At 67.3% G+C, this 18,287-nt stretch carries 13 protein-coding genes; 8 read left to right on the top strand and 5 right to left on the bottom strand.

The features are described from left to right. Positions 1–180: 180 nt before the first annotated feature. The 3 genes from ASD82_RS15280 (at position 181) to ASD82_RS15290 (ending at position 7,145) form a co-directional block, all read left to right on the top strand. Positions 181–5,106: an NAD-glutamate dehydrogenase domain-containing protein gene (locus tag ASD82_RS15280; protein WP_056718667.1), complete on the top strand. Its 4,926-nt coding sequence runs from the start codon at positions 181–183 to the stop codon at positions 5,104–5,106. A 242-nt stretch (positions 5,107–5,348) separates the two neighbouring features. After that, entirely contained in the window at positions 5,349–6,110 is a 762-nt protein-coding gene (locus ASD82_RS15285) for an NAD kinase (protein WP_056718668.1), read from the top strand. A 111-nt stretch (positions 6,111–6,221) separates the two neighbouring features. Next, on the top strand, positions 6,222–7,145 hold the full coding sequence (locus tag ASD82_RS15290; protein WP_056718669.1) for a 5'-nucleotidase: 924 nt from the start codon (positions 6,222–6,224) through the stop codon (positions 7,143–7,145). Between the two features lie 46 nt (positions 7,146–7,191). On the opposite strand, the gene ASD82_RS15295 is transcribed toward ASD82_RS15290, so the two are convergent. From ASD82_RS15295 to ASD82_RS15305, 3 genes are all read right to left on the bottom strand, one after another. Beyond that, positions 7,192–8,145 (bottom strand): transporter, encoded by a 954-nt coding sequence (locus tag ASD82_RS15295; protein WP_157599299.1) that lies wholly within the window; start codon positions 8,143–8,145, stop codon positions 7,192–7,194. A gap of 128 nt (positions 8,146–8,273) precedes the next feature. After that, positions 8,274–8,909, bottom strand: coding sequence for a LysE family translocator (locus tag ASD82_RS15300; RefSeq protein WP_056718670.1), 636 nt, complete (start codon positions 8,907–8,909; stop codon positions 8,274–8,276). After that, positions 8,906–9,760, bottom strand: coding sequence for an NIPSNAP family protein (locus tag ASD82_RS15305; protein ID WP_056718671.1), 855 nt, complete (start codon positions 9,758–9,760; stop codon positions 8,906–8,908). Before ASD82_RS15305 ends, ASD82_RS15300 begins: the two co-directional genes overlap by 4 nt. Before the next feature lie 93 nt (positions 9,761–9,853). Here ASD82_RS15305 and ASD82_RS15310 point away from each other — a divergent pair, with 93 nt between their 5' ends. Continuing rightward, positions 9,854–10,816, top strand: a complete 963-nt coding sequence (locus ASD82_RS15310) for a YafY family protein (RefSeq protein ID WP_056718672.1) — start codon at positions 9,854–9,856, stop codon at positions 10,814–10,816. A gap of 13 nt (positions 10,817–10,829) precedes the next feature. Here ASD82_RS15310 and ASD82_RS15315 read toward each other — a convergent pair whose 3' ends face one another. After that, entirely contained in the window at positions 10,830–11,705 is an 876-nt protein-coding gene (locus ASD82_RS15315) for a DMT family transporter (protein WP_056718673.1), read from the bottom strand. A gap of 121 nt (positions 11,706–11,826) precedes the next feature. On the opposite strand from ASD82_RS15315, the gene ASD82_RS15320 reads away from it, so the two are divergent. Genes ASD82_RS15320 through ASD82_RS15335 form a run of 4 tightly spaced genes read left to right on the top strand, consistent with a single transcriptional unit; the run spans position 11,827 to position 16,375 of the window. Beyond that, positions 11,827–12,996: an acyl-CoA dehydrogenase family protein gene (locus tag ASD82_RS15320; RefSeq protein WP_056718674.1), complete on the top strand. Its 1,170-nt coding sequence runs from the start codon at positions 11,827–11,829 to the stop codon at positions 12,994–12,996. A 16-nt stretch (positions 12,997–13,012) separates the two neighbouring features. Beyond that, positions 13,013–13,555 carry a GNAT family N-acetyltransferase gene (locus ASD82_RS15325; RefSeq protein ID WP_056718675.1) on the top strand — a complete coding sequence of 181 codons (543 nt, stop codon included), beginning with the start codon at positions 13,013–13,015 and terminating at the stop codon, positions 13,553–13,555. Further along, entirely contained in the window at positions 13,552–14,058 is a 507-nt protein-coding gene (locus ASD82_RS15330) for a hypothetical protein (RefSeq protein ID WP_056719123.1), read from the top strand. Before ASD82_RS15325 ends, ASD82_RS15330 begins: the two co-directional genes overlap by 4 nt. A gap of 40 nt (positions 14,059–14,098) precedes the next feature. Further along, the gene (locus ASD82_RS15335) at positions 14,099–16,375 is read left to right on the top strand and encodes a thiamine pyrophosphate-dependent enzyme (protein ID WP_056718676.1); all 2,277 of its coding nucleotides are present in this window, start codon (positions 14,099–14,101) and stop codon (positions 16,373–16,375) included. 21 nt (positions 16,376–16,396) lie between these two features. On the opposite strand, the gene ASD82_RS15340 is transcribed toward ASD82_RS15335, so the two are convergent. Next, a complete protein-coding gene (locus ASD82_RS15340; protein WP_056718677.1) occupies positions 16,397–18,160 on the bottom strand; it encodes a diguanylate cyclase in 1,764 nt (587 codons plus the stop codon). Between the last annotated feature and the right edge of the window lie 127 nt (positions 18,161–18,287).

Consider the following 18,287-nt stretch of genomic DNA (forward strand, 5'->3'; position numbering starts at 1 on the left):
CAGGTGCGTTGCACCGGCATGCCGCGCCAGCTGTACCAGGGCTGACGATGAGCCCCGAACATGCGCCGCAGCATGGTCGGGCGGGCGCTGCGTGGGTGGATTCGCCCGGGTGCGCGGCGTATCCTTTCAAGGCTTTTTACCCGTGTTACCCACCATCGTCTCCACTGAACAGTAGATGCCATGAATGCGACCCATGCGGCGAACGATCCTTCCCTTCCGTCAGTAGTGCTTGCAGAGCTGAAAATGGGCGGTTTCTCGCCCGAACGCCTCGGTGAGGCGCAGGTTTTCTGCGAGGCTTTCTTTGCACGAGTGGGGGGCGGCGACGCGCATCTGCACACGCCCGTTCAATGGGCCGCACTGGTCGGCAGCCTGCTGGAGTTCATGCAGCAGCGGCAACGCGGCAGCGCCAGCGTGCGCGTGCTCAATCCCGTGGACGCGAATTCGGGCCGCAGCATGTTGCAGATCGTCACCGACGACATGCCGTTCCTGGTCGACACGGTCAGCATGATCGTGTCGGCGAAGTTGCAGATCCACGCTGTGATCCATCCCGTGCTGAAGGTGACCCGCGATGCCTCGGGCAAGCTGCTGTCGCTGGGCGACGCGGCCGGCGAGGGCGAGTCGCTGATGCATTTCGAGATCGACCGGGTCGCCGATGCCGCCGAACAGGAGCAGCTGACCGCCCACGTCGAGGCCGCCCTGGATGACGTGCGCGCCGCGGTCAGCGACTGGTCGGCGATGCGCGACAAGGCGCTGGCGATCGCCAACGAGCTGCCGCAGCGCAAGCTGCCGATCGATGCCGCCTCGGTGCAGGAGGCCAGCGAGTTCATGAACTGGATCGCGGCCGACAACTTCACCTTCCTGGGTTACCGCGAGTACGAGGTCGCCGACGCCCAAGGCGATCGCGTGCTGCGTGCCATCGATGCGTCCGGCCTGGGCATCCTGCGCGCCAACGAGCGCTCGATGGCGCCGCGTTCGCTGCGCACGCTGGCGGCCAGCGAGTTGCCGCAGTCCGGTTCCACCGATGCGATCATCCTGACCAAGACCAATGCCCGTTCGCACGTGCACCGCGCCGGCTACATGGATTACATCGGCGTGCTGCAGTTCGGTGCCGACGGTCGCGCCGTGGCCGAGCAGCGCTTCCTGGGCCTGTTCTCCTCCAATGCCTACATGGCCCGCCCGCAGGACGTGCCGCTGGTGCGGCACAAGGTCGAGGCGGTGCTGGCGCGTTCGGGCCTCAAGCGCGATTCGTACTCGGGCAAGTCGCTGCGCCACATCCTCGAAACGCTGCCGCGCGAGGAACTGCTGCAGGGCACCGAGGACGAGCTGTTCGCCACCGCGATGGGCATCCTGGAGCTGCGCCAGCGCGCGCATACGCGCCTGTTCATGCGTCGCGACCGCTACGGCCGCTTCTTCACCTGCATGGTGTTCGTGCCGCGTGACCGGTTCAACACTTCGGTGCGCGAACGCATCGAGGCGCTGCTGGGTTCGGCGCTGCACGCCGAGCAGATCGATTCGTCGGTGCTGATGGGCGAGGCCGCCCTGGCGCGCCTGCACATCGTGCTGCGGCCGAAGATCGGCGACCAGCCGAACTATGATCTCGCCGAGCTGGAAAACGGCGTCGCCGGGATCGTGCGCAACTGGCACGACGAGGTGCGCGATGCGCTGGTGGCCCAGCGTGGCGAACACGAGGGCGTGGTGCTGGCCAACCGCTACGCGCGCTCGCTGCCCGCCGGTTACGTCGAGGACGTGAGCCCGGCCGTGGCCGCCGCGGACGTGCATCAGCTGTCCCTGCTGCAGGGCGACAACGCGTTGCGCATGTCGTTCTACCACCCGCCCGAGGAACCCGAGACGCTGCGCTTCAAGGTCTACCGCTCCGGTGGCGACATCGCGCTTTCCGAAGTGCTGCCGCAGCTGGAGAACCTCGGCCTGCGCGTGTTGACCGAGCATGTCTACGACATCACCGGTGAGGCTTCGCTGTCGATCCAGGACTTCGAAGTGCAGCCGGTCGGCAAGCTCACCTTCGGGGTGGAGCAGGTCGGTGCGCTGTTCGAGGAAGCCTTCGAGCAGATCTGGCGCGGCCACGCCGAGAACGACGGCTTCAACCGGCTGGTGCTGGGCGCCAAGCTGAGCTGGCGACAGGTGGCGATGCTGCGCGGCTACTGCAAGTACCTGTTGCAGACCGGCGCCACGTTCTCGCAGTCGTACATGGAGGAAACCCTCAACCGCTATCCGGCGATCGCCGGCCTGCTGGTCGAGCTGTTCCTGGCCAAGTTCGATCCGCGTCGCGAGGCGCTGTCCGCCGACGAATTGAAGGGCGCCGGTGCGACCCTGGCCGCCGAGATGCACGCGCTGATTCCGGCCAACGTGCAGGCTGCCCAGCCGGGCCTGATCGACGGCCTGGGCGCGGTGCTGTCGAAGCCGCGCGCCGACCAGGTGGCGATGGTCGAAAGCGCCATCCACGTGCTGCTGGAGAACGTCGCCAGCCTCGACGAAGACCGCATCCTGCGCAGCTTCGTCAACCTGATCCGTGCCACCTTGCGCACCAGCTTCTTCCAGCAATGGGAGGGCGCTTACCGCGACTACATCAGCTACAAGATTGATCCGCACAAGGTGCCCGAGCTGCCCAAGCCGGTGCCGTATCGCGAGATCTGGGTGTGCGCGCCGCGTGTCGAGGGCATCCACCTGCGCTTCGGCGCGGTGGCCCGCGGCGGCCTGCGCTGGTCGGATCGTCGCGAGGATTTCCGCACCGAGGTGCTGGGCCTGGTCAAGGCACAGATGGTGAAGAACACGGTGATCGTGCCGGTCGGCTCCAAGGGCGGCTTCTTCGTCAAGAAGGCACCGGTGGGCGGCGACCGCGACGCGCAGCTGGCCGAGGGCATTGCCTGCTACAAGCTGTTCATCAACGGCCTGCTCGACATCACCGACAACCTGATCGAAGGCAAGGTGGTCAATCCGCATGACGTGGTGCGCCACGACGCGGACGACCCCTACCTGGTGGTGGCCGCCGACAAGGGCACGGCGACCTTCTCCGACATCGCCAACGCGATCTCGATCGAGCACGACTACTGGCTGGGCGACGCGTTCGCCTCCGGCGGTTCGCACGGTTACGACCACAAGGGCATGGGCATCACCGCCAAGGGCGCGTGGGAATCGGTCAAGCGCCACTTCCGCTCGCTCGGCCGCGACAGCCAGACGCAGGACTTCACCTGCGTCGGCATCGGCGACATGTCCGGCGACGTGTTCGGCAACGGCATGCTGCTGTCCGAGCACATCCGCCTGCTGGCCGCGTTCGACCATCGCCACGTGTTCCTCGACCCGAACCCGGACGCGGCGCGCACCTTCGTCGAGCGCCAGCGCCTGTTCAAGGTGCCGCGCTCGAGCTGGGACGACTACGACAAGTCGCTGATCTCCGCCGGTGGCGGCGTGTATCCGCGCAGCGCCAAGTCGATCCCGATCTCGCCCGAAGTGCGCACGGCGCTGGGCCTGAAGCCCGACGTCGAACAGATGGCGCCCAGCGACCTGCTCAGCGCGATCCTGAAGGCGCCGGTCGACCTGCTGTGGAACGGCGGCATCGGCACCTACGTGAAGTCATCCGCCGAGACGCATGCCGATGTGGGCGACCGCGCCAACAACGCACTGCGCGTCAACGGTGGCGACCTGCGCTGCAAGATCGTGGGCGAGGGCGGCAACCTCGGCTTCACCCAGAAGGGCCGCATCGAGGCGGCACAGAAGGGCGTGCTGCTGAACACCGACTTCATCGACAATTCGGCCGGCGTGGACACCTCCGACCACGAGGTGAACATCAAGATCCTGCTGAACGATGCGGTACAGCGTGGCGAACTGAGCTTCGATGCGCGCAACACCCAGCTCGCCGCGATGACCGACGAGGTGGGTGAGCTGGTGCTGTGGGACAACTACCGGCAGAACCAGGCGATCACCCTGATGGAACACCAGTCGGTGGGCCGCATCGGTTCGATGGCGCACTTCATCCGCACGCTGGAAGCCGAAGGCACGCTGGATCGCCAGGTCGAGAACCTGCCGTCCGAAGCCGAGCTGACCGAACGCAAGAGCCGCGGCATCGGCATGACCCGGCCCGAACTGGCGGTGCTGCTGTCGTACGACAAGCTGCGCCTGTTCCAGCAGCTGCTCGACTCCGACGTGCCGGAAGATCCGTACCTGTCGAAAGAACTGGTGCGCTACTTCCCGCTGCCGCTGCACGACAAGTACGCCGAGCACATGCAGCGCCACCGCCTGAAGCGCGAGATCATCGCCACCTCGGTGACCAACTCGACGATCAACCGCATGGGCGCCACCTTCATGATGCGCATGCAGGAAGACACCGGCCAGGGTCCGGCGGCCATCGCCAAGGCATACACCGCCGCGCGCGAGATTCTCGACGCGCGCGCATTGTGGGCGCAGATCGAGGCGCTCGACACCAAGGTGGCCGAAGATACCCAGATCGACGCGATCAAGCAGATCTGGTCGCTGCTGCGGCACATGACGCGCTGGCTGCTCAACCGCCCGGGTGGTTCGCTGGACATCGCGGCCAACGTGGAGCGCTACCAGTCGGTGGTGTCGAACCTGCGCAATGCCTTGCCGCAGGTGCTGACGCCGACCGGCCAGGGTGACTTCGCCTGCAACCGCGAAAAATGGGAAGGCCTGGGCCTGCCCGCCGACCTGGCGCTGCGCCTGGCCCGCATGCCGGTGCTGCGTGCCGCGCTGGACATGGTCGAGGTGGCCCAGCAGAGCGGCCAGCCGGTGGACAAGGTGGCCGGCGTGTTCTACGAGCTGGGCCAGGCGCTGGACCTGGAGTGGTTGCGCGACCAGATCGAGGCCTTGCCGGTGGAGGGTCACTGGCATGCGCAGGCACGCGGCTCGCTGCTGGACGAACTCAACCACCAGCACCGCGCGCTGGCCTTGCAGGTGTTGAACCTCAGCGGCGCCAGCAAGGACGTTTCGCCAGTGCAGGCATGGCTGCAGCGCGACGACGCCACCCTGAAGTACACCCGCAGCATGCTGGCGGAAATCCTCACCCAGAACGCGGACTACCCGATCGCCTCGGTGGCGGTGCGGCGGTTGGCGCAGCTGGCGCAGGTGCCGGTTTGAGCTGCCCGCACTGAGGGTTCGGCGCGGCGTGGACCCCACCCCTTCCCTCCTCTGCTAGCAGGGGAGGGTGTCCCGGCACGATCCAGCTTCGCCTCTGTTTGGCTTTGCCCCTCCCCCTGCTTGCCCCAAAGGGACTTCCTTCGGTCGCAGGGGGAGGTTGGGAGGGGGTGCTCTTTTGCGGAGAGTCACGAACTAGCCGCTCTGTCGTACTCTTGGGCTCTTTCCGCCACCTCGGGGTTTCCATGCGCCTAGCTTTCGTTGCCAGTGATGCCGGCGTCGCGCAGCAGGCGCGGCGCAAGCTGGTGGAGCGTTATGGCGACGTGCCGCCGGAACAGGCCGAGCTGATCGTGGCGCTGGGTGGCGACGGTTTCATGCTGCGCACGCTGCATGACTGGCGCGAACTTGAAGTGCCGGTGTACGGCATGAAGCTGGGTCGGGTCGGTTTCCTGATGAACAAGCACAAGCTCGATGGCCTGCCCGAGCGGATCGCCCGTGCCCACACGGCATCGCTGTTCCCGCTACAGATGCAGGTCACCGACGGCGCCGGCAACGAACACGCGGCGCTGGCTTTCAATGAAGTCTCGCTGCTGCGCCAGAGCAATCAGGCGGCACACCTGGAAGTGCAGCTCAACGACATCGTCAAGCTGCCGAACCTGATCTGCGACGGCATCATGGTGGCCACGCCGGCCGGTTCCACCGCCTACAACCTCTCGGCGCACGGACCGATCCTGCCGCTGGATGCCAACGTGCTGGCGCTCACCCCGATCAGTCCGTTCCGCCCGCGTCGCTGGCGCGGCGCGATCCTTCCTCACCGCACCGCGGTCGTTCTGCGCGTGCTCGATCCGGGCAAGCGCCCCGTCAGCGCCACCGCGGACTTCCATGAAGTGCGCGACGTGCGCACGGTGTCCATCAAGCAATCCGGAGGGCAGGGCGTGCGGCTGCTGTTCGATCCCGAGCACAACCTGGAACAACGCATCCTGGATGAGCAGTTCGCCGCTGAATAGGAGTGAGTGGAGAGGAGTGAGGAGTGAGAGAAGGCAAAAGCACAGACCTCGGCTCTCTCTCACTTCTCTCCACTCACTCCCCGCTCCTCGCCGATGCAGTAGATTCGCGTCATGACCCAGCCAACCATCCATGCTCCCGATTCGCCCGTCGACAACCGGCTCGTCGTGGCCATTTCCTCGCGCGCCTTGTTCGACCTTGGCGACAGCCACGCGTTGTTCGAGCGTGATGGCCTGGACGCCTACCGCGCATTCCAGATCGATCACGAGAACGAGATCCTGCAGCCCGGCGTGGCGTTTCCGCTGGTGCAGAAGCTGCTCGGCCTCAACAAGCTCGCCGGCGACGTGCCGCCGGTCGAGGTGATCCTGCTGTCGCGCAACTCCGGCGACACCGGTTTGCGCATCTTCAACGCGATCCAGCACTACGGCCTGGAAATCAGCCGTGCCGCGTTCACCAGTGGCGCGCCCACCTCCGATTACATCGCGCCGTTCAAGGCCGATCTGTTCCTTTCCGCCAACGCCGAGGACGTCGGCCGCGCGCTCGCCGCCGGGGTGGCTGCGGCCACGATCCTGCCCAGCACCGCGCCGCCGCGGGCCAGCGAACAACTGCGCATCGCTTTCGATGGCGATGCCGTGCTGTTCGGCGACGAGGGCGAGCGGGTGTCACGCGAGGAAGGTCTGGAAGCCTTCCATCGCAGCGAGACCGAACACGCCGCCGAGCCGCTGTCTGTGGGGCCGTTCCGCGGCTTCCTCACCGCGCTGCATCGCCTGCAGGCCGCGTTTCCGGCCGAGAACTCGCCGATCCGCACCGCCCTGGTCACCGCGCGCTCCGCGCCCGCGCACAAGCGGGTGATCCTCACCTTACGCCGCTGGGGTGTGCGCATCGACGAGGCGCTGTTCCTCGGCGGCCGCGACAAGGGGCCGTTCCTCGACGCATTCGGTGCCGACATCTTCTTCGACGACTCGCCGGCCAATGTGGAATCCGCGCGCCGGCATGTGGCAACGGGACACGTACCGCACGGCGTGAGCAATCGCTGATCGGGTTCGGTACGGAAAGGCTTCCGCCGGCACGAAGCGTCTCGTTTCAATGAACGTAATTGATCGCGATGGCCGGCGTGATCGTGGTCGTCGTGCGATGGCCGGTAATCACCCGCGTGCCGAACAGCACGCCCAGGTTGGCGCTCCAGCTGTACTCGATCGCCGGCGCAAAGCCGAACGCTTCGCTGGTCCCCGAGTTTCGATGGATGCGCGCATCGCCGTAGCCGGGCAGCATCACGCCGTTCACGCTGCTGCCGTGACTGCGGCGATAGGTGACGTCCAGTGCCAACACCCAGCGTTGGCTCAGGCTGTATTCCCAGGCGGCGTTGACGAAGAACGAGTAGCCAGGCCGGGCGTTGCCGCGAAAGCCCTGGGCCGTGCCATAGACGCTTGCGTCCTCGACGTGTGCATGGCCGGAAACGGACTGCGCAACGTTGAGACGCATGCGCAGGATGCGGCCGTTCGCAAGCCAGAAGTAAGTCTGCGTGTTGAGCTGCAAGGTCGTGGTGCTGGCCCCGCTGCCGAGGCCATCGCCAGGCCGGTCGCCCAGCCGGTCATGCTTTCCGCTCGGCAGCGTCTGTTGCAATTGCAGCGAGATCGTCGGCAGGGAACTGCCTTCGTGGAATTCGGTGAGCCGGTATTGCGCCTGTACGCTCACGTCGCCCATTCGGACGCCCGAACTGTCGCCCGGGCCATCCAGCCGGGTGTAGCCCAGCACGGGAACCAGGCCCACCGTCAGCCGATCGGTGAGTCCATAGAGCATGTACGTCAGCGAGCCGAAACCATCCGAGTGGGGCGAGGACACGTCGTAGACATAGGGCTCGATCAGGTAATGGCCACGCGGCAACGTCGCGGCCGAGTTCGCCAGCATCGGACCGGTCCACCACGCGTCGTCCAGCGACTGTCGCGCAGGGGGCGAGGGCGGGGCTTCGGAGGGCGCCGCCGGATTTGCCGCGGCCTGGCCCCACACGGCCGGCGACAGCATGATGCCGACGAGCATGCGGGACAGGGTGAAACATCGTCGTCGCGGCGATGGGGTTCTTGCCGACTTCATCTTCAAGGTGCTCCGCTCTGCTGGTTTGGCCGTACGATCCGTTGTCTGCCTCGTCACCGCCATCCGTTTCTTGCTCAGATCCGCTGCCAGCCTTCGAATCCGGTCAGCATCGCCGCGGCAATCAGCAGGCCGCCCACGCAGCGGTTCGCCAGCATGCTGGCTGCCGGCCGGCCTTGCAGCCACCGTCGTGCCCGGTCGGCCATCACGGTCACGCCGCCGTAGATGAAGAACTGGTTGATCGCGATGATCAGCCACATCAGCGTCGCCTGCAGCCAGATCAGGCCGTATTCGGGCCGCAGGAACTGCGGGAACACGGCGAGCATGAACAGGTAGGCCTTGGGGTTGAGCAGGCTGGTCAGCACACCTTGGCGAAACGTCGCCGCGCGCGAACGCAGCGGGACGTCCGTGTGCAGGCCGAGGGAGGCCTCGCTGCGCAGCAGCGAGATGCCGATCCACGCGATGTAAAGCGCACCGGCCAGCAGCAGCGCGTTGAACGCACCCGGAACCAGCTTGATCAGCACGCTGATGCCCAGCGCCGTCATCAACACGTGGCAGACCCCGCCGGCGATGATGCCGGCCACCGCGGCGAAACCGCGGCTGCGCCCGCCGGCCAGGGTGCTGCCCATGACGAAGGCCATGTCCAGGCCCGGCAACACGATGATGCCGAAGACCAGGGCGAAGAACAGCCACAGTTGTTCGTAGTGGTTCATGGCGCGCTCCCCGCGTTCGCATCGGGCAACCAGCGCAGGCGCGAGCGCGGGGTCGGGTCCATCACCACGCGTTCCGGCGTGCCGCGCAGCAGGCCGCTGGCGGCGAGCGACTGTTCGGCGGCCGCCAGCCGTGGCATCAGTTGCTTGTCCAGCGTGGCGTTGTCGCGGACCACGCCCAGCCACACCAGGAACGGCCCATCACTGCGTATCGGCAGCTGCGGAAAGTTGTTCGGCACGTCCAGCGACACCAGCACGCCGGCCGGGTGCACGCCGTCGACACGGTAGGCGTCGAACGCCGCCTCGGCCTGTTTCGCGAAGGCTTCCTCGCTGCCTTTCTTCACCGCGAAGATCTGCGCGACCACGACACCCTGCGCGCCGCGTTGTTCGGTCACCGGGTCCACCGCGGGCAGCACGCTGACGCCCTGATCCGCATGCAGCGGGCGCAACAGCATCACGTTGTCGCTGTCCGGCAGGATCGCGTTGACCTTGACCCGGTGCTCCTTCCATAGCGGCCCGTAGTAGAACGCGGCGTTGACGATCGGCCGCGCGTTGATGTCGTGGAAGCCGCGCAGCCAGGTGAAGCGGTCCGGATGGCCGCGCTCGGCGAACTGACCGAACACCATCGCGCCGAGCTGCTCGAAGGCCTCCGGGAAATACGCGTCGAAGTATTTGACGAAGTGCGCCAGCTCGCCGTCGCTGGTGACGTAACGACGGAACTCGACGACCTGGTAATCCTGCAGATGCTGCACGCTTTCCATCGTGGGGGCCTCGTTCGTGGCGTGTGCCGACAGGGCGGTACCGAGCGCGATGGCCGCGACGGTGCCGGACAACAGTCGTTGGACGTGGTTCATGGGGATTCCTGGCTGTGCGCCGAGTCGCGCGAGACCTACGCTAAGGCACATACAGGGCAATAATCGCCCTGATTTGCCGTTACCATGGCGGCCATGGCCAAACCCACCACCCGCGTGCTGGCGGTGCTCGACCTGCTGCAGAGCCACGGCCGCATGAGCGGGCCGGAACTGGCGCGCCGGGTCGGCGTCGACGTGCGCACGCTGCGGCGCTACATCGTGGCGCTGGAAGACCTCGGCATCCCGCTCACCACCGAGCGCGGCCGCGCCGGTGCCTACATGCTGGTCGCCGGCTTCAAGTTGCCGCCGATGATGTTCACCAACGACGAGGCGGTGGCGCTGTCGGTCGGCTTGGTGGCGGCGCGGGGGTTGGGCCTGGCCGAAGCGTCACCGGCGGTGGAAAGCGTGCAGGCCAAGCTGGCGCGGGTGATGCCCGACAAGTTGAAGCGCCACGCGAATGCGATTGCCGACACGGTGAAGGTGGACTTGTTGCCGGCCTCGGGCACGCCGGGCAGCAACGCGGCGCTGATCGCGCTGGCGGGTGCGGCGCAGGCGCAGCGGCGCGTGCGGATGCATTACGAATCGGCCGCGGGCCTGCGCACCGAGCGCGAGTTCGATCCCTACGGCCTGGCCTGGCGGGCCGGTGCCTGGTACGCGCTGGGCATGTGCCACCTGCGTCATGGCCTGCGTTCGTTCCGGCTCGATCGCGTGGGCGAGGTGAGCCTGCTCGAACCGTCGTTCCGGCGGCCGCCGGGTTTCGATGCGCTGGATCAGCTGCTGCAATCCATCGGCGCGATCGCCTACACCCACCCGATCGAGGTGCTGCTGCACACGGACCTGCAGACGGCGCGCCGGGTGTTCTCGCTTGCCTTCGGCGTGCTCGAGCCGGTCGAAGGCGGCGTGCTCCTGCGCACCAGCGCCGATGATCTCGACTGGTTCGCCCGCCAGCTGGCCGGACTGGCGTTCGACTTCGAGGTCCGCACGCCCGCGAAGCTCCGTGTCGAACTGGCCCGTTGCGCGGCACGGCTGCAGCATCTGGCCACGACCGCTGGCGGCTGAGCTGCAGCGACCCTCACACCACCCGCGTGCGCTTCCACCAGCGCGTGACCTTGTCCTCGCGCACGAAGGTGAACAGGCCGGCGCCCAGGATGATCGCGATGCCGATCGCCATCGGCCAGTCCAGCGCGTCGTGGAACAGCACGTAGCCCAGCAGCACCGCCCACAGCATCTGGCTGTACTGGGTCGGCGCGACATGGTTGGCCGGCGCGCGCTGGGTGGCCAGCATCAGCAGCACCGAGGCCAGCGCGGCGAGCAGGCCGTAGCCGAGCAGGAACAGCCACTGCACGAGTCCGGGCCAGCGGAAATCGGCCAGCATCATCAGCCCGGCGAACAGCAGCGAGCCGATCATGCCGGCGCCGTACAGGGTGATGCGTTTCTCGTGGGGGCCGGCCATGCGCAGCGCGATCATCGAGATCGCGCCCGAAAGCCCGCAGATGATCGCGGCCAGGTGGCCGATGCCGAGCACCCGGAAACCCGGTCGCAGCACCACCAGCACGCCGATGAAGCCGGCCACCACCGCCGACCAGCGGCGCCAGCCCACGTGCTCCTTCAGCACCAGCACCGACAGGATGGTGACGAAGATCGGCAGCAGGAAGATCAGCGCGAACGCCTCGGCCATCGGCAGCGCGGTGAACGCGACCACGGCGGAAATGCTGCCGATCGCGCTGGCCACCGCGCGCACCAGCCACAGGCCCTGGCGCTGCGCCCGCACCACGTCGCGCCAGCGATCGCCGCGGCCCTTGATGAAGGGCAGGGCGGTCAGCCCCAGCATCGCGCCGAAGAACACCGCCTCGTAGGGCGGCAGCGAGCCGCGCAGCAGCTTCACGAAGGCATCGCTGAGGGCGAACGCGGCGAAGGCCATGAAGCCGAGCAAGACGCCTTTGAACATGGGATTCCGGAGCGGCGGGGTGACCGGCGGGAATTGTACGCGCCGCAAGCCCGCTTTCGGCCTGCGGGGCAGGTCCGCCCGCGCTACAATGCCCGCTTTACGTGCCCTTGCCGGAGCTTCCATGGCTGTCAGTCTGAATCCGCTCGATCTGTACGATGTCCGCTCGCTGCTCACCGACGAGGAGCGCATGGTGCAGGACTCCGTCGGCCGTTTCGTCGACGAGCGCGTGTTGCCGATCATCGGCGACTGCTTCGACCAGGGCCGCTTCCCGAAGGAGCTGATCCCCGAGATCGCCGGCCTCGGCCTGCTCGGCGCCACCATCCCCGAGGAATACGGCGGCGCCGGCATGAACGGCGTCAGCTACGGCCTGATCTGCCAGGAACTGGAGCGCGGCGACTCCGGCCTGCGCAGCTTCGCCTCGGTGCAGAGCTCGCTGTGCATGTACCCGATCTTCGCCTACGGCAGCGAGGAGCAGAAGAAGCACTACCTGCCGCAGATGTCGGCCGGCGAAGTGATCGGCTGCTTCGGCCTGACCGAACCGCACGGCGGCTCCGACCCGGCCAACATGAAGACGAACGCCAGGAAGGACGGCGGCGACTGGGTCATCAACGGCGCCAAGATGTGGATCACCAACGGCAACCTGGCGCACATCGCGATCGTCTGGGCGCAGACGGACGACGGCATCCAGGGCTTCGTGGTGCCGACCGACACGGCCGGCTTCAAGGCGCAGGAAATCCACAAGAAGATGAGCTTGCGCGCCTCGGTCACCAGCGCGCTGTTCTTCGACAACGTGCGCGTGCCGGACAGTGCGCGCCTGCCGAACGTGAAAGGCCTGAAGGGCCCGCTGGGCTGCCTGACCCAGGCGCGCTATGGCATCACCTGGGGTCCGATCGGCGCGGCGCAGGCCTGCTTGAAGGAAGTGCTCGACTACACGGCCGAGCGCATCCTGTTCGGCAAGCCGCTGGCCTCCAACCAGGCGGTGCAGCTGAAGATGGCGGACATGGCCAGGCGCATCACCACCGCCCAGCTGCTGTCGCTGCAGCTCGGCCGGCTGAAGGATGCGGGCAAGATGCAGCCGACCCAGGTCTCGCTGGCGAAGTGGAACAACTGCCGCATGGCCATCGACATCGCTCGCCAGTGCCGCGACATCCTGGGCGGTGCCGGCATCACCACCGAGCACGGCGCGATCCGCCACGCGCTGAACCTGGAATCGGTGATCACCTATGAAGGCACCGAGACCGTGCACGAGCTGGTGGTCGGCCGCGAACTGACCGGCATCAACGCGTTCTGAAAGGGGTTTGCCGCGCATGGATTTCGATTCGCTGCGCATCGACACCGAACGCCTGATCCTGCGGCCGCCGCGGGCAGAGGATTTCGACGCCTATGCCGCCAACATGGCCGATGCCGAAGCGGCCCGCTTCATCGGCGGGCAGCAGGCGCGTGCGGCGGCGTGGCGAGGTTTCCTGTCGCTGGCTGGTGCGTGGATGATCCAGGGTTTCTCGATGTTTTCGGTGATCGAGAAAAGCAGCGGCCAGTGGATCGGCCGGCTCGGCCCCTGGCATCCGGAAGGCTGGCCCGGCACCGAGGTGGGCTGGGGCCTGGCCCGCAGCGCCTGGGGCAAGGGCTACGCGCTGGAAGGCTGCACCGCCGCGATCGACTGGACCTTCGACCAGCTTGGCTGGGACGAGATGATCCATTCCATCCACCCCGACAACCACGCCTCGCAGGCGCTGGCGCAGCGGCTGGGTTCGACCTGCCGCGGCCCCGGCAAGCTGCCCGCGCCGTATGAGGATTCGCCCACCGAAATCTGGGTGCAGACGCACGAGCAGTGGCGCCGGCGTCGCGGATGAGCCACCTGTCGCCCGCGCTGTACACCACCCTGGCCGAGATCGTGCCGGACCTGCACGTGCAGTGCGTCGATCCGTGGTGCGTGATCGGCAGCACCGCGGCGCTGCTGCTCGGCGCGCAGACCAGCGCGGCGGATGTGGATGTGCTGACCTCGCGGGCGGACGCGGAGCGTCTGATGGCGCACTGGGCAGCGCGCCGCGAGTCCGCGTTTGCGCCGCCCGATGACGATCGCTTCCGCTCGCATTTCGCCCGTTTCCGTTTTCCCGGCGCGCCTGTCGAAGTGATGGGCGCGCTTGAACTCCATGTCGACGAATGCTGGCAGCCCGTGCTGCCGGGAAAGCTGGTGCTGGCCGGCGTGAATGGCCTCGCCGTGCCGGTGCCGTCGGCCGACGACCAGATCCGGCTGCTTGAAAGCTTCGGTCGCGAAAAAGATGCGCCCCGCGTTGCCGCCTTGCGCGCCCTGGCCGCTCCGGTCTTCAGCATGCCGGTCGTATCCCTCCATTGATGCCGCGTCGCGGCTGCCTGTCCACCCACACGAATTCGCCATGACCGCCATTCCGTTTGCCATCAGCGCTCGCCACAAGGGTTTCAACCGTGCCGAGGTCGTCGACCAGAACTTCATCGAGTTCGTGCAGTTGTGGAACGGCGAGGTGCGCGCCGCGCCGCGCGATGACGCCGCCGTGCTGCCGGGCAGTGCGCTGGATGCGCGCGGTTTCCGCGAGCTGCTGGAATCCCAATTGATCTCGCGCCACCTCGACCTGATGGCCCGCGTGCTGCGCGTGCAGAACAAGGTGTTCTACACGATCGGTTCGTCCGGCCACGAAGGTAACGCGATGGTGGCGCGGCTGACCCGGCACACCGATCCGGCCTTCCTGCACTACCGCTCCGGTGGCTTCATGGCCGAGCGCTTCCGCAAGATCCCGGGCATGGACCCGGTGATGGACTCGGCGTTGTCTTTCGCCGCCAGCAAGGACGATCCGGCCTCCGGCGGTCGCCACAAGGTATGGGGCAGCAAGCCGTTGTGGGTGCTGCCGCAGACCTCGACGATCGCCTCGCACCTGCCCAAGGCGCTGGGCACCGCGGTGGCGATCGAGCAGGCACGGCGCATCGGCCATCAACTGCCGATCCCCGACGACAGCATCACGATCTGCTCGTTCGGGGATGCCTCCAGCAACCACGCCACCGCGCAGACCGCGTTCAACACCGCGGCGTGGACGGCGTACCAGAAGCTGCCCGCACCGGTGCTGTTCGTGTGCGAGGACAACGGCATCGGCATCTCGGTGAAGACGCCGTCGGGCTGGGTCGCGAACAACTACCAGCATCGCGCCAACCTCGATTACTTCTTCGCCGATGGCCTGGATCTCGCCGAAGGCTACGCCCAGGTGCAGCGCGCGGTGGAGCATTGCCGCACGACGCGCCGGCCGACCTTCCTGCACCTGAAGACCACCCGCGTGATGGGCCATGCCGGCACCGACTTCGAGATCGAGTGGCGCAGCATCGAGGAACTGTTCGCGGTCGAATGCTCCGATCCGCTGCTGCGCTCGGCCGGCATTGCGCTGGAGTCGGGCCTGTACTCGAAGGACGAGCTGCTGAACCTCTACGAAGCCACCCGCAAGCGCTGCTTCGCCGCCGCCGAGGATGCGGATTCGCGTCATCGGCTGACCTCGCTGGACGACGTGATGGCCCCGCTGGCGCCATACACGCCGGCCGCGGTGAAGGCCGAAGCCACGCGCGTCGACTACGCGGAGAAGCGTCTGGCCGTGTTCGGCGGCGAGGCGAAGTTGCCCGAGAAACTGCCGCCGCGGCACCTGGCGATCCAGATCGGCCAGGCCCTGCACGACCTGCTGGCGAAGTATCCCGAGGCGTTGCTGTTCGGCGAGGACGTGGCGCAGAAGGGCGGCGTGTACACCGTCACCAAGGGACTCAACAAGACCTTCAAGGGCAGCCGCGTGTTCAACACGCTGCTCGATGAAACGATGATCCTGGGCCTGGCCCAGGGCTACGCCAACATGGGCATGTTGCCCATGCCGGAGATCCAGTACCTGGCGTACTTCCACAACGCCTGCGACCAGATCCGCGGCGAGGCGGCCTCGCTGCAGTTCTTCTCCAACAACCAGTACCGCAACCCGATGGTGATGCGCGTGGCCTCGCTGGGTTACCAGAAGGGTTTCGGCGGTCACTTCCACAACGACAACTCGATCACCGCGCTGCGCGACATCCCCGGCCTGGTGGTCGGTTGCCCCAGCCGCGGCGACGACGCGGCGATGATGCTGCGCACGCTGATGGCGCTAGCGAAGGTCGATGGCCGCGTTTGCGCCTTCCTCGAACCGATCGCACTGTACATGACCAAGGATCTGTACGAGGCCGGCGACGGCCAGTGGCAGTTCGACTATCCCGCGCCCGACCAGGCGATGACGCTGGGCGAGGGCCGTGTCTACAACGACGCGGCGAACGACCTGGTGGTGTTCACCTTCGGCAACGGCGTGCCGATGGCGTTGCGCGCCGCGCGCACGATCGAAGCGGAGTTGAAGTGGAAGGTGCGCGTGGTCGACCTGCGCTGGCTGGCACCGCTCAACGACGGCTTCATCGCGGCCCAGGCGAAAACCGCCAAGCGCATCCTGGTGCTGGACGAGGGCCGCAAGAGCGCGGGCGTGGGCGAGGGTGTGATCACCGCGATCGTCGAAGGCGGCAGCGGCGCCACCCCGCTGCATCGCGTGGTCGGCGCCGACACGTTCACGCCGCTGGCCGGTGCGGCGCTGCTGGTGTTGCCGGGCGAGGCTGACGTGGTGGCCGCGGCGAAGGAGCTGGCGGCAAGGTCCTGATGAACGGTCCGGCGGGTTGGCCTACTTGTCCGATTCGCGCCGTTCCACGATATGCAGGCGCCGGCCCGGAGACGGGTTGGCGCCGCGCACCTCGCCATCGTCCTGGCGATACATGCAGACCCGGTTGCGTCCCTTGAGCTTGGCGTCGTACATCGCCTGATCGGCGCGTTCGACCAGCGATTCCACGTCGTCGTCGTGGTGGCGGATGGTGACGCCGATGCTGATGCTGAGCAGCGCCTCGGCATTCACCGGAATTTCCAGGCGATGGACGCGACGGCACAATCGGGTCGCCACGTGCATGGCCTGTTCCGGCCGGGTGTTGTCGAGCAGGGCGACGAATTCCTCGCCGCCGTAGCGGCCGAACAGGTCGCCGGGCCGCAGTTCGGCGGTCAGCGCGTTGGCCACCGCGACCAAGGCGCGATCGCCGGTGTTGTGGCCCTGGCGGTCGTTCAGCAGCTTGAAATGATCGAGGTCCAGGAACAGCAGGGCCATCGGTCGCGTCGTGCTGGCCGACATCAGCGTGTTGACCCGTTCGGTCCAGCCGCGGCGGTTGAGCACGTCGGTCAGCGCGTCGCGGTCGGCCAGCACGCGCACCACGTCGCGGTCGTGGCGCAGGCGCAGCGCACGGTCGGCCAGTCCCAGCGACAGCACCACCGCCTCGAACGCGCCACCGGCCACGCTCGCGTCGTTGAGCCAGTCCAGTTGCGGCAGGGCGCCGTTGACCTGGGCGCTGCTCAGCGCGGTGAGCAGCAGCAGCGGCGTCCACCCGGCCAGGAAGAACCACGCCTGCCGCGAACCGCGGGCGGCCGCCACGATGGCGGCTATCAGCAACAGCGCCGCGCCGATCATCAGCAGGGGGTTCAGCAGGATCTGCGCCACATGCACCAGCAGCGGGACCTGGCTGCTGCGCATCAGCACCAGCTGGATCATGCCCACCGCGAGTGCGGTGATCGGCACCCGCAGCAAGGGCGCGTAACGCTGCAGCTCGCAGAATCGCGTCATGAACAGCGAGGCAAACGCCACCGACAGCGCGACCGCGGCAGAGCCGACCATCACGGCCATGCCCGACAGCCACTCCCATTCCAGCGGATGGAACACGAAGCCGGTCTGGATGCCCTGGATCAGGCAGTAGCAGAGGATGTAGCCGGCGTACCAGGCATAGGTGACGTCGCGCAGCATGCCGGCAAAGCACAGGGCCATCAGCACCATCGCCAGCATCACCGCGAAGCAGGCGCTGGCGAACACCAGCCAGCGCGCGTCCTGCTGCACGTAGTCGCGCATGGGCTCGACCTGGAAACGCACCGGGGCCACCAGGGTTGCCGAGGGATCGAAGCGCAGCAGGATCGGCGTGGACGCCGCCATGCCGACGGGAACCTGCCATGCCAGCCGGCCATGACCGTGGAAGGGCGCGCTGAAGTCGTCCAGCGCCAGCGTCGTCGGCACGCTCCCGGCGAATACGGTGACATTGGCCAGGGTGGGCGGATAGATCGTCAGTACGCGGCCGCTGTTGTCCCAGGGCGGTTGCGGCGCGATGACCACCCAACTGCCGGCGCCGTCATGGGGAAAGCGCTGCAGCAGCGAGGGGTCGAAACTCTTCAGCGCACCCTGGTGGTATTCCGCCATCACCGAGGCTGGCGTGTCGCCGGCGCGCACCTGGCGCCAGGCGCCATTCAGCGGTGTGGCAGCGTGGGCGACCCCCAGGGTGAGCCAGAGCAGGGCCGACAGCAGGGCGCGCCATGCAAGTGGCCGACGCCGTGGTGTCAGAAGTGTGAGCAGCCTCTCCATCTGCCTCTCTCCGCCCTGCCGAATTCCTGCGGGATTGCACGTGCTGGATCGTGTTGCCGAAAACATGGGCGAATGGGCACCGGCGCATCCCGATGCGCCGGCCGACGGGTCCCCGACCTGCCGTGCA

It is taken from the genome of Rhodanobacter sp. Root179 (assembly GCF_001428465.1).
GTDB lineage: Bacteria > Pseudomonadota > Gammaproteobacteria > Xanthomonadales > Rhodanobacteraceae > Rhodanobacter.

Excerpts from the sequence above, each read along its gene's own strand:
- ASD82_RS15280 (WP_056718667.1), top strand. The coding sequence starts at position 181 with ATGAATGCGACCCATGCGGCGAACGATCCTTCCCTTCCGTCAGTAGTG.
- ASD82_RS15285 (WP_056718668.1), top strand. The coding sequence starts at position 5,349 with ATGCGCCTAGCTTTCGTTGCCAGTGATGCCGGCGTCGCGCAGCAGGCG.
- ASD82_RS15290 (WP_056718669.1), top strand. The coding sequence starts at position 6,222 with ATGACCCAGCCAACCATCCATGCTCCCGATTCGCCCGTCGACAACCGG.
- ASD82_RS15295 (WP_157599299.1), bottom strand. The coding sequence starts at position 8,145 with ATGCTCGTCGGCATCATGCTGTCGCCGGCCGTGTGGGGCCAGGCCGCG.
- ASD82_RS15300 (WP_056718670.1), bottom strand. The coding sequence starts at position 8,909 with ATGAACCACTACGAACAACTGTGGCTGTTCTTCGCCCTGGTCTTCGGC.
- ASD82_RS15305 (WP_056718671.1), bottom strand. The coding sequence starts at position 9,760 with ATGAACCACGTCCAACGACTGTTGTCCGGCACCGTCGCGGCCATCGCG.
- ASD82_RS15310 (WP_056718672.1), top strand. The coding sequence starts at position 9,854 with ATGGCCAAACCCACCACCCGCGTGCTGGCGGTGCTCGACCTGCTGCAG.
- ASD82_RS15315 (WP_056718673.1), bottom strand. The coding sequence starts at position 11,705 with ATGTTCAAAGGCGTCTTGCTCGGCTTCATGGCCTTCGCCGCGTTCGCC.
- ASD82_RS15320 (WP_056718674.1), top strand. The coding sequence starts at position 11,827 with ATGGCTGTCAGTCTGAATCCGCTCGATCTGTACGATGTCCGCTCGCTG.
- ASD82_RS15325 (WP_056718675.1), top strand. The coding sequence starts at position 13,013 with ATGGATTTCGATTCGCTGCGCATCGACACCGAACGCCTGATCCTGCGG.
- ASD82_RS15330 (WP_056719123.1), top strand. The coding sequence starts at position 13,552 with ATGAGCCACCTGTCGCCCGCGCTGTACACCACCCTGGCCGAGATCGTG.
- ASD82_RS15335 (WP_056718676.1), top strand. The coding sequence starts at position 14,099 with ATGACCGCCATTCCGTTTGCCATCAGCGCTCGCCACAAGGGTTTCAAC.
- ASD82_RS15340 (WP_056718677.1), bottom strand. The coding sequence starts at position 18,160 with ATGGAGAGGCTGCTCACACTTCTGACACCACGGCGTCGGCCACTTGCA.